The organism is uncultured Anaerobiospirillum sp., from assembly GCF_902485895.1.
In the GTDB taxonomy this organism is placed as follows: domain Bacteria; phylum Pseudomonadota; class Gammaproteobacteria; order Enterobacterales; family Succinivibrionaceae; genus Anaerobiospirillum; species Anaerobiospirillum succiniciproducens.
Map to the genome: position 1 here is coordinate 1 of NZ_CABTML010000050.1, position 15236 is coordinate 15236.

Below are 15236 nucleotides of genomic sequence, written 5' to 3' on the forward strand. Positions count from 1 at the left end.
CTCGATATCGTGGTATACGACTGGGCTACTTACCGCGCTAAGCTCTTAACCGACAATTGGGATATCGGATTTCTCGGTTGGGGCGGTGTCAATGGTGACGCTGATGACTTCATTAGCCACTTTAGCACCGATGATCCTGTGACAAACCATGGCTTATACAAGAACGAGAAATTCAATGAGTTAATTGCCAAGGCAATTACAACTCCTAACGGTGAAGCTCGCAACAAGCTCTATCAACAAGCCCAGAAGATCTTATTTGAAGACTATGGCATCCTGCCAATCTCACATTCTAAGGAAATGATTGCTCACTCAAAGAACGTATCTGGCAACTTCCTGCTTCTTCACATGACTCGCTTTAGCGATATTAAAAAGACCGTAAGCAATGAGTAGTTGCAGTCGAAAACTAGCTGCATCTACACTGCAGTACATTTTCGCCTAAGGAGCTACATACCATAGGCCACATAATAAGCCCCGCACGATCTTAATCATGCGGGGCTTTTTTTATGTAAGCCCGCCTAGCGAGCTGCTGCGAAACTTAGCTCTTAAAGAGCTCAGTTTGAAATGGTATTAAGGCTTAAGTTGCTAAGTTGCAACGACATGTACAATTGGCAACGTCAGATCAAGGACTACAAGATGTGGATATTTCTGAGGATGGCGTGGCTATTATGGCTAGTTTGTGGCTGAAGATGGCTTGTTAGATGCGGCAAAGATATTGGCTACGAGAGATTCAAATGCTGAACTTTGCTTGGTTGATGAGGCAGTGATGGACAGTCGGTACGGAGTATTAGGCGGGGGAAGCTGTCCTTAGACTGAAGCTAAGGACAGGAAAGGTGTGAAAATTTTGCTTAGGAGGCAGTTGCAGTACGGATTTGGAAGCCTAAGTGATAAAGCTTACGTACCTGCTCTGGGCTTGCGCACTTAATGACTACCTTCTTAAGCTCATGACGCTCTTCATAGTGCTTACGCAGGAAGTCAAAAGTCTCACCGTTATAGCACTGAGTTCTAAATAAGCTGTCGTCTCGGCGGACATCATAAACGCTGAATACTAAGCGACTTAACAGTGAGTTAGTAACCGGAGCGTTCTTGTTCAGCTCAATTGAGGCAATATCAGCAGGAGCACTTGGGATTTCAAAGTCAGTATGCAGTCCTAAGCGCTCAATCATAGCCTGAGCGACCATCTCAGTACCACGATTCTTAGCCTCAAAAGCATAGCCTGCAATGTGTGCAGTACAGCCTTCTAATAAAGGAATCAGCTCTGGAACTAAGATATTAGGCTCGTTTTCAAACACGTCTAACCATGCGTGAATAAAGCCTGGCTTTTGAGATAAGAGATCGTATAAAGCCTTGTTATCAATAACACCACCGCGAGCAGTATTAATGAGGATTTGGCCCTCATGCAAGGTTGCAAGCTGCTCAGCACCAATCATATGGTGGGTTGGGAAAGGATTTTCGATGCTCTTGTGAGTTAATGGCACATGTAAGGTGACGATGTCACAAGCAAGTGCTTCTTCAAGTGGATGATCGTACAGCTCGGGATCAGCAAGGTCGATATCGCATAAGAAGTCATCGCCCTCAGAGAGAATGCGCAGTGAGGCAACTTTCTCATCGACACCACCGTAACGTGGATCGCCCTTGCCTTGCATAGACTCAAGAATAGATCTGAACTGACTAGCTCTAAGTGGATCAGAACAGACGATCTTCATGCCTAAAGCTTGAGCACGACGATATACGCGAGTACCGACGTGGCCAAGGCCCACAATGCCAAGTGACATTTTAGAGAAGTCTAAGTTGTATCTTTGGGCAAGTACCATCAATACTGACAGAATATAGTCAGCAACAGAGCGAGCATTACAGCCATGCGCTGCGGCAAATTCGATTTGACGACTCTCTAAAGCCTTTCTATCGATATGGTCAATACCAGAGGTAGCAGTTCCGACAAACTTCAAAGAGTCTGCATGACGTAGCAGGTCATCATCTACTTTAGTTACGGAACGTACGATCAGTGCATCAACTCCTTTAAGATCGTCAGCGACAATATCGCGACCGTATTTAAGAGTTACATCGCCAAAAGCAGAAAAGATCTGCTTTGCATTTGGAATTGCCTGATCAGCCAGTATTTTCAACATGACCACTTCCTCATTGCACCATTCAATAGCTATTCATAGCTATGCGTCCTATTTGGACATGGTGGCCGTATTCAAGTTGCTAAGTTTTGTACAAAGATGAACTAAAGCTTCCGTCCTTGGATTAGACCTAGCTCTGCTCGTTCAGAAATAGGCCTATTAGTATAAGCCTAATCTTAAGTTTGCACTGCCTCAAGTTTAGAGCAACTTATACCCTCAACCCCTTAGCTTGTTTGATTGTTTTTTATATAAATAGCTCTTCAGTTGCATCCGATGGTTACAACATTAAGAACTGACTCTTTTTTAAGAGCCCAAATTGTGTTGTTTGATTGGTTAAAGCATGCATTATAAACAAAGCATTACAAATGCCTTGTTTTAACAGCGAGCTGAAGCGTTCGTTCTCTTAGCCGCTGCTTAATCTAATTCGTATAGGGTTTTAACCCCCTACCTTTATTTGATCCAAAGGGTGCGCCTTTGGCAACTTATCATAATGGCCTCATTGTCACACTTATTGTGTCTAGATGACAAGTATGTAAGGTCAATTGCGCGAGCTAACTCATGAAATAAGTCTAGATAAACTAAAAATTGCTGCCCTAGCTCACTAAATTTCAAGACAAAATGTGAACATGGCGGCATATCTATATCTTGCTTATGACACAAGTAAGCTCAGCTAACTAACGCAAGAAAAACTAAGCTTCATCATTAAGCTTAGTCAAACTAATGCTATAGCACTAAGGAGCTCAGCAATTGAAGACCTTATTTTGCCAAAGATCATGACTTAAGCTTGCTCATAGGCTACGTTTGCTAGTAGCTGAAGCTAACCTTTTAGCAAGCTTAAGCAAACTCAATGGCCATGGTTTTTAAGTGCTGTCATTGGCCCAATTTGGGTGCCAAAACATATTATGCATGGCTAAAGTGGCGGTTTTTCACACACGCAAGAATTGATTTTACTCCAAAAGCACGCCATTAAACGGCCACGCACCGTGACGGGCCACAGACTATCAGTACAAAAAGCAATCATGCCTTACCACTTGTCCTGTAGCTGATGACTGTAGATGCCCAAACTATCTGCTTTCGTGAAACTTAGTGAGCTAAAAAATAGCTTGGTACTTCTTATCGACAAAAATGAGCGACTATTCTAAGAGCGCATTTAAATCGGTGCTGTATAATACACACACTCAATTTTCACACATCTTTAGTGACATCATTGAGTCAACAAGCAAGCATAGAAGTTAAGACTTGTTGCCTTCATAGCTTGCACTTATCCCAAATTACCCATCGGTTCCAATCCAAGGATAGAGTAATGTCTTTTAAGCTTGATACAGCCACCCAACATTCCACCACCGCCATGTTATTAGGTTCTGGCGAGCTCGGTAAAGAAGTTGCGATTGAGTTGATGCGCCTCGGCGTTCATGTTGTGGCTTGTGACCGCTACGACAACGCCCCTGCCATGCAGGTTGCTCACGAAAAGATCGTGCTGAACATGAAAGATCCACAGGCTCTGCGTGAGGCCATTGAGCGTGTTAAGCCTGACTACGTTATCCCTGAGATTGAGGCTATTGCCACTGAGCTTCTCATGGAGATGGAGCAAAACGAAGGCTTGCACGTAGTTCCTAGCGCAAAGGCTGCTTTCACCACCATGAACCGCAAGCAGATCCGTGCTTTAGCCGCTGAGAAGTTAAACTTACCTACCTCTCCATACTTCTTTGCTAAGTCCTTAGATGAAGTTAAGAGCAACATCAACCGTGTTGGCTACCCTTGCATCATCAAACCAGTAATGTCCTCCTCAGGTAAGGGTCAGAGCACCATTAAGTGCGAAGCTGACATCGAGCCATGCTGGAACAAGGCCTGCACCGAAGGTCGTGGTGGCGAGGCTGAGGTTATCGTTGAGGGCTTCGTTAAGTTTGAAAAGGAAATCACCTTACTTACCGTTAGCGCTATCGATGGTGTCCACTTCTGCAAGCCAATTTTCCACCACCAGGTAAATGGTGACTACCACGAGTCTTGGCAGGGTGATTCTCTTCCAGAGGACATCCAGCTCGAGGCTGAACGTATTGCTCGCAGCGTAGTTCACGCTTTAGGCGGTCACGGTATCTTCGGCGTTGAGCTCTTTATCTGCCCAGGTGCTGTTCACCCAGTATTATTCTCTGAGCTCTCTCCTCGTCCACACGATACTGGCATGGTTACTATGGTATCTCAGGATCAAAGCGAGTTTGCTCTGCACGTACGTGCTTTACTAGGTCTGCCAGTTGGCGAGATCACCTTCCTTGCTCCATCAGCATCTGCAGCTGTATTAGCTGAAGGCGAAGGCACTGCTATTCACTATGAAGGCCTTGAGGAGGCCTTACGTGCAGGTGGTGCTCATGCTGCTGCTCGTATCTTCGGCAAGCCAGAGGTTAACGGCGAGCGTCGTCTTGGCGTTATGTTAGCTCGTTCTACCGATACACAAGATGCTCTTGCCAAGGTTAAGGCAATGCGTGATCAAATCAAGATCACCATCTCCAAGGAATAATCTAATTCCAAGCTAAAAGCCTAGCAAAATCTGCTAGGCAAAGATAAATAAGCCCAAAGACCCACAGTGCCATGCACTAAAAGTCTTTGGGCTTTTTCATTACCCTTTTTGCCGATCCCTTTCATGGCGGTAGACATCAACCGCTCAATCTAAGCAACTGTTGCACGATTGCCCTTTGCATAACAACCACCTCCCGCCAACAGCACATCAAGCTTAAGCACCGCACCATTAACACCACAATACTTAAGCACAAGAGATCAGAGCAGCTTACATAGCCATACAGTTTCATTATCTGTTAGAAGTTTATCCTCATAAGACGTCTAACCTCATTATCACTTCTCTTATTGCGCTGCTAATTAAGCTACCTCATTTATCTTGCAGCAAACGAAACCTAGCGCTTAGTTAGTTAATAAATAGCAAGGAATACAAAGTTAAGAGTACAATTTGCATGGCTCTCATGCGGTTATGTTTTACAAATATATATGCTTTGCTTGCACCAAAATGGTCTTTCAATACAGGTAAGCCAAGAGCCCAAGCCTCCTGCTAGAAGCGCATATGTATCGCAAATGCTGGGGTTATGTCTAAAATTTTGCGGTATCTATACATGGATATAGAGTATATAAATTATAGTTTTGGCAAGTAATATCAAGTTCAACTTCATAATTTGGAATTTAGACTGTCTTTTCTGAATATGCCTATGTTAGAGTTGTAGCTACAAACATAGGAGCGCTATGACCATCCATAGATCACGGCACTTCCTTTATTACTTAGGTTGACGTTGAGCTAAGACTTATCTTGAGCCTCAACTTACGTCAGTGTACTTGCATTTAACTGCTCATTTTGAGTTTGGGCCGCTTCTAATCATGAATTTACGCCCAATGATGTTTGTATTCTTACGACCAAGCCTCTCGTATTGCAAATAGGTAAGTGTCATCGCACCTGATGATTGCTTGTAGCATTATGCGTATAACGAGATGCTTCATTTGACAGTGCGAAATTCTTATGAAGATCAGTAATTTTTTCACAAGCAAAGGATTGCGTATTAAGAACTCTTTGATCGCTCTTATGCTCGCATCAACTGCTCTGTTTGCATCCTCTTCAGCTCAAGCTGCAGGCGAGTTATCCAACGTAACTCTTACTGCAGTAATCTATCCAATTGGCTCACCTCAGGCTTTCTTGAAAGATAGCATGACCCATCCCTATGGCATCGACGTGGACGTAATCTATGAGTTACAAAAGCGTCTGGGCTTTAAGCTCAAAGAAGATCGTATCTTCGCTTTAGAGCGTATCGATGGCTTTAGACGTGTCAAAGCTGGCCGTATTGATATCTTTGCTGGCGGTATTTCAAAGACTGCAGAACGTCAGAAGATCTTTGACTTTTCCCCTGCTTACTATGCCTCATGCTTAGGTCTTTTATACAACCCAAAGCGTCATCCAGACGTTAAAGACGTAGGCGATATGAAGGGCATGAAGATTGGTGTCTCCGAAGGCTCAACCTCCGCTGCATATGTACAAAGAATGGGCGGCAATCCCGTGCCTTTTTCTAACCCAATTATGGCTTTCTTCCAGGTCTATAGTGGCGATCTTGATGGCGTGTTCTTTGACCGTCCACCACTTGCTGGTTTTGCTAACGACATGCATTTTGCTGAATTTGCTGTAACTCCAGAAGGTCGTATTGGTCGTGCTGACTCTCAGTACGCCATCATGCTGCCAAAGGACTCTAAATATACTGAGATCATCAGCAAGACCATTTCTGAGATGATCTATGATGGCACTATGGACAAGATCCTCTTAAAGTGGGAAACACCTGAGATGTCCATCTTAAACTCAGAAAACTACTAAGCCACAACACAAGCTTACGTTTTATCTCATATGTGCGCACATCTACTGCGCCAACTAGCAGCCTGTATAGTATTGATTACAATACATACAGGCTGTTTTGTTTCTCTCTTGCCAAACGCACCTTAACTAACCCCCAAGCACTACCGAGTTAAAGACTCCCAAAAAGCAGTACTGCGTCAAATAGTCCCCACCAGCACCACTGCACTCAATACCATAGCAAGCATTACCGCTTTTAAACAATTGCCTGTCACTTACAGGCTTAGACTAGATATTTATCAAATTTACGACTGTAATCAGATGGCTTTGCAAAAGACGTTTCTTGCTTAAATTGCTCTGATCCTGTTCTATTGCCTCAAATGCACCAAACAAGTGAAAAACTGTAAAGTTCAGTATCTAGATTGAACCCCAGCTAAGACAATTTGAGTTACAATCCTCACAGCATAAAAGCTCATATTTATACCACTCATAAGTCAATTTACAAATTTACGCAAGTCTTGTGCAGCAACTTTTGCAAAGCTAGATATGTATCGCATTTAAAATGATGGTAATTATCAAATGCTATTGTGATAGATTAAGCGGACAAACATAGGAGTCAGCTGCGCGCAACATAGTCTTAGTACATTCCTCTAAGATGGGAGTGAGCTGAGCGCTACATAGTCTTTGTACTTTCCTCTAAGTTGACGATAGACGCTAGCAAACGCACTATCGTTGCAGCTTTAACTTTAGTAGGCACGGCATTGCACTTGTTGATTTGTGGGGCAACTTATTGTGATTAGTTGCGATCTTCAAGCCGCAAAACTCGTGCAAATAAGTCTCTCGTTACGCAAGGCTAGTAATTTAAGAATATATCACCCGCCTCTTGATGCTTATGACGGGAGATAAATTGGGCTTTTACCATGAAGATTGGACACTTTTTCAAATCCCAAAGTATGCACCTTAAGCACGGCTTGGTTGCTCTTTTACTGGCATCAAGCGCCCTTTTTGCCTCAGCACCAGCACAAGCTGCTGGCGAACTTGAGAACGTAACCCTTACTGTTTTAGTTAGCCCGCTTGGCGCACCTCAAGCTTTTTTGAAAGACAGCATTCTCCATCCACATGGCATTGATATTGACGTCATTTATGAATTGCAAAGACGCTTAGGCTTTAAGCTAAAAGAGGATCGTATTTACGCTCAAGAGCGTGAAGATGCATTCAGACGTATTCGCGCAGGAAAAGCTGACATTTTCATCGGTGGTATTTCTAAGACTGCTGAGCGCCAAAAGATCTATGACTTTACCCCTGTCTACTATGCCTCATGCATGGGCCTACTCTACAACCCAAAGCGTCATCCAAATGTTAAGGACGTCGAAGACATGAAGGGTATGCGTATTGGTATTTCTGAGGGCTCTACTTCTGCAAGCTATGTACAAAGAATGGGCGGAACTCCAGTTGCCTATAGAAACACTATCATGGCTTACTTCCAGGTCTACTCTGGTGATCTTGACGGCATCTTCTTTGACCGTCCACCACTTGCCGGCTTTGTTAATGACATGAAGTTTGAAGAGTTTGCTGTAACTCCAGAAGGACCTGTTGGTCGTGAAGACTCGCAGTATGCCATGGTGTTAACCAAGGACTCACCCTATACTGACATTATTAGCCAGACTCTCACTGATATTATTCATGATGGTACCATGCAGCGCATCTTAGAGAAGTGGAATGCAGGTGATATGTCCATATTCAACCCACACAATGACTCAGTAGATATCGAATAATACACGTCTTGAAGATAAAGCCTAACAACTTACCTTAGGCCCCTAGCTCATCTTAGCTAGAGTAATCAAAAGATCATTGCAGCCCGAATGTTCTAGTAGCTTTGCTGTTAGTCTTCGGGCTGTTTTGTTTTTGCCTAAACAAGCTGCGCCATGCTGATTGTTAATGTTCATGCCATGTGTAATTGTTTTGGTGCGTAGCAATCTCGTAGATAGCAGCAATCTAAAAGAAAAATGCATCACTTAAGCCGTTGGTGATGTGCCATAATTGACACAGCGCTATGAGCCATTACTCTTTCCTCTCTAGCCATGAGTAGACATTACTTAGCCCTGTTTTACTCGTCGCCTTCCTTGACTTGTTAGCGCCTTTAGCCCACTTCATCCATACGTATTGCTAGATCCTTTAATCGCAGTTGGCATGCATCTGTAGTGTTATTGACCTTAGCAAATTTTTGCATGCAATATTTGCAATCACGGTATACATGAGTTTTTTAACAGCCACGTCCCTGAGTTTTAGTCTGTTTTTACTAATCTAAATTTGAGAGAAATTGTTGCTATTTGCAAATCTATGCAAAATTTGCATTAAATCCAATATCAACCAGTTGGCAATATTTTTAACTTAAACTTAGCGTTACCTACCCGCTAAAAATGTGGCTATATAAGGGTTTTATGTCCCAAATTCACCTTATATAGCTAGCCATTTTGGTTTTTAACAGTTGGAATAATGTTTTGTAAAAGTGTGATGTAGAGTTAGATTTTATGAAATACTTTTGCAAAAATTGAAAAGTTTTTGCATGATATTCACCTATTGCAGCACTTGCAAAATATGCAAAACTTACAAGTGCTGATAGTTTGTGTATTGTGCAGTGTGCTCTGAAAGTAGCATACATGTGAAATAAGTAAGGCAACTCAATTAGAGCTTGCTCTTACCAACACACTAACAACATGGCAAAGCCTGCATTCACTTACACCCTACTCATCTTAATGAGTTTAAAGGGAATACAAAATCTTAACTTAGTGTTTGTCAGAGCAAAATGCTTTATTGCAAAGCTTTTAATGCCATGATCTTGTAGCTGGTTTATGGGGACTTTTCAGATGGCTGATAAGCGTTCATTCTTAGCACTTATGCGCTCTATGGGAAAAGAGTTCTACATCTTATCCCTAATGCTGTATTTCTTCTTTATCTCATGGGCAGGCTGTTACTCATTACTTGCTGTATGGCTTAAGGAGTTTTTCAAACTCTCTGGTTCTGAAATCGGCTTTGCTTATGCTGTATTCTCTGTAACTGCTTTATGCCTATCACCTGTCTATGGCATGTTACAGGACAAGCTCATCTTACGCCGCCATCTACTTGTCTTTGTAGGTGTTTTACTTTGCTTAGCTGGACCTTACTACATCTATATTGTTGAGCCGCTTTTAACCATTAATGTAATTTTCGGCGGTATTGCAATTGGTCTGTACATGGGTTTTGCTTTTAACGCTGGCATTGGCGCTTTAGAGACCTATACTGAGCGTTTTGGTCGTGTTGCAGGCTTTGAATTTGGTCACGCTAAGACTTTTGGTGCCTTAGGATGGGCCACAGCTGTTGCCATCACAGGCATCTTAATTAACATCGACCCACACTATAACTTCATTATTTCTTCAATAGCTGGTGTCATCTTCTTAGCTTTACTGGTGTTCTTAAACACCGCAAACTCCTACTCCAAGAAGATGCTTGAAAACTATGAGACCAATGATCAGCAAAAGGCTTCATTTAAAGAGTTAGGCCGTATTGCTAAGCATGGTAGTTTTTGGGCTTTGATCATCTACATGATCGGCGCATCTATCTATAACGTTTACGATCAGCAGTTCCAAGTATTCTTCGTATCAAAATTTGAAGATGCTGCTGAAGGCGCTCGTATGTACGGCTTCTTAAACTCCACTCAGGTTTTCTTAGAGGCAGCTTTCACTTTTGCAGCTCCATTCATCGTTAACAAGATTGGCGCTAAAAACGGCTTACTCTTAGCTGGTGCCATTATGTTCGTACGTATTGGTGGTTCAGGTCTAGTTGACACTCCACTAGCAATCTCAGCAGTTAAGCTTCTGCACGCACCTGAAGTTCCTTTAGTAATTGTTTCTTTATTTAAGTACATCACTACTCGCTTTAACCCAGCTATGTCAGCAACAGTATACCTAGTTGCAAACGTTATGGTCTGCCAGATCATTTCAGCTGCCCTAGCTCCAGTATGTGGTTATTTCTACGATACTATTGGTTTTGGAGACACCTACTTACTTATGTCAGCTTTAGTACTTGTAAGCACAGTGCTGTCAGTCTTCTTGCTGACCAATAAGACTCTTGAGGGCACCTCAGAGAGCAATATCTAAGAAGTAGCTATACAGGACTCGTTGCCTTGTTGCTGCCAAGCAAAACAATTACAGGCTCATCAAATAAGCATATACGAGTCCTTGCTAAAAAGTTCTGCACGGCTAAGACCTTGACGCAGCTAACTTAAAGAATAGTAACAATCAAACAAGCTATTTAAAACTACTACGTCATAGCTACCCAAATTCACAATATCTCGGGTAGCAATCCTAAATTGCAAAACCATCTTGCGGAATTTAAGCGGTCTTAAAGCTGTAAGTAGTTAAGTTTACTTAGCTAAAAAGTTTTACTTATTGCGCTACGACTGTAGCTAAAACTTATCCAAAATGCTCAGAGTCATACTTGCTCAAGCAGGTTAAAACTACTCTCAGCACTCGTTCATTGAGCTTTAACTATAAGTAGTATCTGCGCACTCAAAGCCAGATAAGGAATCGTCATGTTAGATCAAACCAAACATCAAGAGGCACTTGCCAAGGCTAATCAATTTATCCTTGAACATGCACATGAAGTAAATAAGCGTTCCTACCCTCACTTCCATTTAGCTGCTCCTTATGGATGGATCAACGACCCAAATGGCTTTTGCTATGCTTTAGGCAAGTATCATATCTTCTATCAATTCTACCCTTACGATGCTAAGTGGGGCCCAATGCATTGGGGTCACGCAACCTCAACTGATTTAATTCACTGGGAGCACCAAGAGGTCGCCCTTGCTCCATCAGAAGATTACGACAAGGACGGCTGCTTCTCAGGATCTGCAATTGAGCACGACGGCAAGCTCTACCTTATGTACACTGGTCATCACGTTTTTGATCCAAACAACGACCAAGTTTACCGTGAGGTTCAGGCCATTGCAGTCAGTGAGGACGGTATTCACTTCAAGAAGCTCGGTGCAGTAATTGAGCCTGAAGAGGGCATCATTCACTTTAGAGATCCAAAGGTTTGGAAGGATGAAGATGGTCTCTTCCATGTTGTGTTTGGTAAGAGCAACAAGAATGATGAGGGCGAAATCCTTCACTACACTTCAAAGGACTTAATGAAGTGGGACTTTGTCTCCATCATCAAGACCATCGAAGACAATGCATTCATGTATGAGTGCCCTGACTTCTTCAAGTTATCTGAAGACAAGTGGGTTTTAGCCACCTCCCCTATGGGTCAGTTACCAGATGGCTACAACCGTCAAAACCCTGCTGTTAACTCATGGCAGTCTGGTACCTTTGATGGTAAAAACTTCACTCCAGATACCAAATTATATGAGGTAGACCGTGGCAACGACTTCTATGCCACCCAGTCAACCGCCACTCCAGATGGTCGTCGCATCCTCATTGCATGGCTCAACATGTGGAAACTCCCATTCTTAAACTACCAAGATCACTGGGTAGGTGCTTTAACCTTACCTCGAGAGTTATCCATTAAGGATGGTCATATCTACCAAAAGCCTATTCGTGAGGCTGCTAGCTTACGTTTAGCTAAGTACGAGTTCTCTAAACAAGAGTGCACATTAAACTCTTCTGTAAGAGCCTTAAGCACCAATAGCGCTACCGAGATTACCTTTAGCTTCAACCCATCTGAGAATAACGCAGAGCAGTATGGCATCGCTATTGGCCACTCAATTCGCTTATTTGTAGATCGTCAGACTAAGAATTTAACCCTATTCCGTTCTGACTTAAATGCAACCTCTTACCGTTCTATTCCTATCAGTTTTGATAAGGAGCACAAGCTGCAGATCTTCATCGATAACTCCTCTATCGAGGTCTTTATCGATGACGGTCACGATGCAATGACCACTAACTTCTTTGGTCAAGATCACTCCATCTTTGCTTATGCAACTAATGGTGCAGCAACTTTCAAAGACCTTACCGTCTATGATTTAGAGCGCCCTATGTTCAATGCACCACTTTTCAAGAAAGCGTAACGCATTGAAACTCAAGTAAGAAAGTTGAGTCAATAGACAAAATACCATCCAACCATATAGCTACATGCCCTGAGAGATGCCCACCACTTAAGTGGCATAGCTCGGGGCATTTTAGTATCTGCTATCACTCCCTAGCCTATGGTACTTATACACCAGCTAGATATCTATGCAATTACTTGCCCTTGTTTTTCTGACTTACGCACCGTTAAGAGCAATTAACAGAGCTAGCCAAGCAGTTGCAGCATTACTAAAAGAATAACGCATTTGATGCGCTCAATAGGATGCTTTGTGCCATAATTGACACAGCGCTATGAGCCATTGCTCATGGCACTATAGCTTTCAGATGAAGGAGTTTTACTATGGCAAATATCCTCGAGCGCTTCGAGACAATGGATCCTTATATTCTGCTCTCAGCAGTTAACTTAAAGCTGCGTAACGACTGCTCTTCTTTAGATGATCTGTGCAAAACCCACGAGATCAGTGAAGAAAAGCTTTGCGCACGCCTTGCATCTGTTGGCTACAAGTACAACGCCGACCAAAACCAATTTGTAGGCTAATAGCCTGTTGCTGATAGCCCTGCCCATGTCAAAGCATTGCATTTGCCTTTGCATGAGCTTTGGCTTTGGCTTTGATTGAGCTTTAGCTTTTCATGCGCTCTGCTTTTGCCTTAGCGCACAGTAGCACAGCAGATAGCACCTCTAGCTAAGCCTTGCGTAGCACACGAGAGTGCCTTATGTTGGCATTAGCTATCAGATAGCGCATTAGCAACTTACAAGCCCTGTACCTTAGTGGTATGGGGTTTTTTGTTACTTTTTTAAAGCCTAGCTCAATGCCATGCGGCTTTGATTATGTGTTAGGATTCTAAGATAAGCTTTTCTTTGTAAAAGGAACATTCATGGCCAATACCTACGATCTACCAAAAAACTATCTAAAGATAGTTGAAGAAGCTAAGTTGCTACCAGGCAAACCTTTCCTGAGATATGTGCAAGAAGGGCAAAAGTATTTGATTGAGAAACAATCATTAGACAAGTACAGCAACCAAGCGATAATTAGACACACACTGACCATACCAACTATGTTTAGAACATCCTTGATGTCCGACATGGTTGTCTTTTTATTCATGGACTTATTTGGTCTGTTCGGTTTTTACAAAGACAAGCATCAATTTGAAATCTATGGCCCTGCTCTTAGAGCCAACGCTGCAGCGCATGCATTTGAGTTCTTCTGTGAGGATTCATCAGCGCACAAAAGCGAATATACAAGTGCTTGTCGCGAGCTTCTGCTAGAAAGATTGCACGAAGCTTACCCAATTCACTGCAAAGAGGCCAAAGTACCAGTAAATCCAGCTGTGCTCAATGCTAAAAGTGTTAGCGCTTTCTTACGCGAAGCTCCTGAATATAAGAAAGATGCTAACGCGTTTTTGAAAATCAACACTGATGCCACAATGCTTGATTGGCTGAAAGCTATCCGCCTTAACACCCTCTTAATTGCTCCAAATAAGAAAGAAATTAAGGAAATGATGCGCACCGCTGACAAGCTGAATCTTCCAATTGCGCCTTGTGACCGCATTATTGAGACCATGCCTACGGTTAAGCAAGCCCCACAGCTTTATCAAAACAACACCAAAGCACAGCTTATGCAAACGCTTAGACGTCAACTTCCGTCATATATTCCATTAGCAGATGAACATGGCAAACTGATTCATCCACAAAAGCCACCTCACAATCTCCCTGAATATTTGATTCGCTAACAAGAGCCTCGACGATTAGGGCCTTGGTAAAGTATTCTTGCGCCTCAAGGATGAACTTTATTTATCCTTGCGGCCATAATGAAAATGCCGCAGCATGAAACCAAAATTTCGTCATGCTGCGGCATTTTTGTTTCCATTCACCAAAAATAGCCATTGAATAGCAACGGCCACTTAACATTATTTTGGTTTAGCAATGCCCTTGGCATTGATATCAGGGTGTTGATACTCAACAGCATAAGTGCCGTCACGGTTAATCCTAGAGACAGCTGCAACTTGCTTAAGAGCATTGCTAAGGACTATGCAATAGCGGTGCGGATCGGAGTTAAGCAAGCTAAAGCCATACTTGCGGTCGACCATTTGCTTAGAGCCCTCATTAAGTTTCTTGATGATATTCTGGCGACAGCGTGCTAGCTTAAACTCAATGATTACGTCAGGTACCTTTAAACCATTTACTTTCTTATAAATCACAAAATCTGCATAGCCAAATAGGGATGCGACTTCACGCTGTGCATAAAATCCTGTGCACATCATTGAAAAGCCTATGATCGAGGAGAGAACTTCCTCGTAATTAGGTTCTTTGAAGATCTTTTGATCAAAACAATTAAAGATGTTGCAAAATAGATCAGCAATACCCTTACCGCCTTGATGCAGGCGTTCAAATACTTCTTTCTTATTACTAAGCAAGCTAAATAGCTTATGGTTGATTCCAGACAGAACTGAATTGTCTTTTTTGAGCTCTTGCATTAAAAGAGTTGCTAAAGTGTTTGCAACCTCATGATTGGCTAAACCCAAGTATGCATCGTTGTCTATAATCTCCTTAATGCTTAAGTAGCCACCTTGGAACAAAATGGCTATAGCATTATCTAATGAGAGGGCCTTAATATCGTCATGTTTGACAATTAGGCTGTTTACATCAATAGATAGAAGGTGTTTGTTAGCTTGATTTGTTTCCGACTTATCTATTGCCAAGCTAAATACTGGGAAAAG

At 42.6% G+C, this 15236-nt stretch carries 9 protein-coding genes and 1 pseudogene; 8 read left to right on the top strand and 2 right to left on the bottom strand.

Features of this window, described 5'->3' with window-relative positions; translation table 11 throughout:
* Positions 1-390 (top strand): annotated as a pseudogene (locus tag RDO37_RS03945) (ABC transporter substrate-binding protein); the annotation flags it as partial.
* 455 nt (positions 391-845) lie between these two features.
* Here the strand turns inward: RDO37_RS03945 and RDO37_RS03950 are convergent.
* On the bottom strand, positions 846-2126 hold the full coding sequence (locus tag RDO37_RS03950) for a 4-phosphoerythronate dehydrogenase (RefSeq protein WP_308498185.1): 1281 nt from the start codon (positions 2124-2126) through the stop codon (positions 846-848).
* A 1300-nt stretch (positions 2127-3426) separates the two neighbouring features.
* Here RDO37_RS03950 and purT point away from each other — a divergent pair.
* The 7 genes from purT (at position 3427) to RDO37_RS03985 (ending at position 14249) form a co-directional block, all read left to right on the top strand.
* Positions 3427-4635, top strand: coding sequence for a formate-dependent phosphoribosylglycinamide formyltransferase (gene purT / locus RDO37_RS03955; protein WP_308498186.1), 1209 nt, complete (start codon positions 3427-3429; stop codon positions 4633-4635).
* Between the two features lie 1002 nt (positions 4636-5637).
* Positions 5638-6477, top strand: coding sequence for a transporter substrate-binding domain-containing protein (locus RDO37_RS03960; protein WP_308498187.1), 840 nt, complete (start codon positions 5638-5640; stop codon positions 6475-6477).
* 896 nt (positions 6478-7373) lie between these two features.
* Positions 7374-8228, top strand: coding sequence for an ABC transporter substrate-binding protein (locus RDO37_RS03965; protein WP_308498188.1), 855 nt, complete (start codon positions 7374-7376; stop codon positions 8226-8228).
* 1092 nt (positions 8229-9320) lie between these two features.
* Positions 9321-10589, top strand: coding sequence for an oligosaccharide MFS transporter (locus RDO37_RS03970; protein ID WP_308498189.1), 1269 nt, complete (start codon positions 9321-9323; stop codon positions 10587-10589).
* Positions 10590-11023: 434 nt separating this feature from the next.
* On the top strand, positions 11024-12499 hold the full coding sequence (locus RDO37_RS03975; protein WP_308498190.1) for a glycoside hydrolase family 32 protein: 1476 nt from the start codon (positions 11024-11026) through the stop codon (positions 12497-12499).
* Positions 12500-12858: 359 nt separating this feature from the next.
* The gene (locus RDO37_RS03980; RefSeq protein WP_027939190.1) at positions 12859-13056 is read left to right on the top strand and encodes a DUF4250 domain-containing protein; all 198 of its coding nucleotides are present in this window, start codon (positions 12859-12861) and stop codon (positions 13054-13056) included.
* A 536-nt stretch (positions 13057-13592) separates the two neighbouring features.
* Entirely contained in the window at positions 13593-14249 is a 657-nt protein-coding gene (locus RDO37_RS03985) for a hypothetical protein (RefSeq protein ID WP_308498191.1), read from the top strand.
* Positions 14250-14426: 177 nt separating this feature from the next.
* Here the strand turns inward: RDO37_RS03985 and RDO37_RS03990 are convergent.
* On the bottom strand, positions 14427-15236 hold an 810-nt coding region (locus tag RDO37_RS03990; RefSeq protein WP_308498192.1), incomplete at its 5' end, for a hypothetical protein.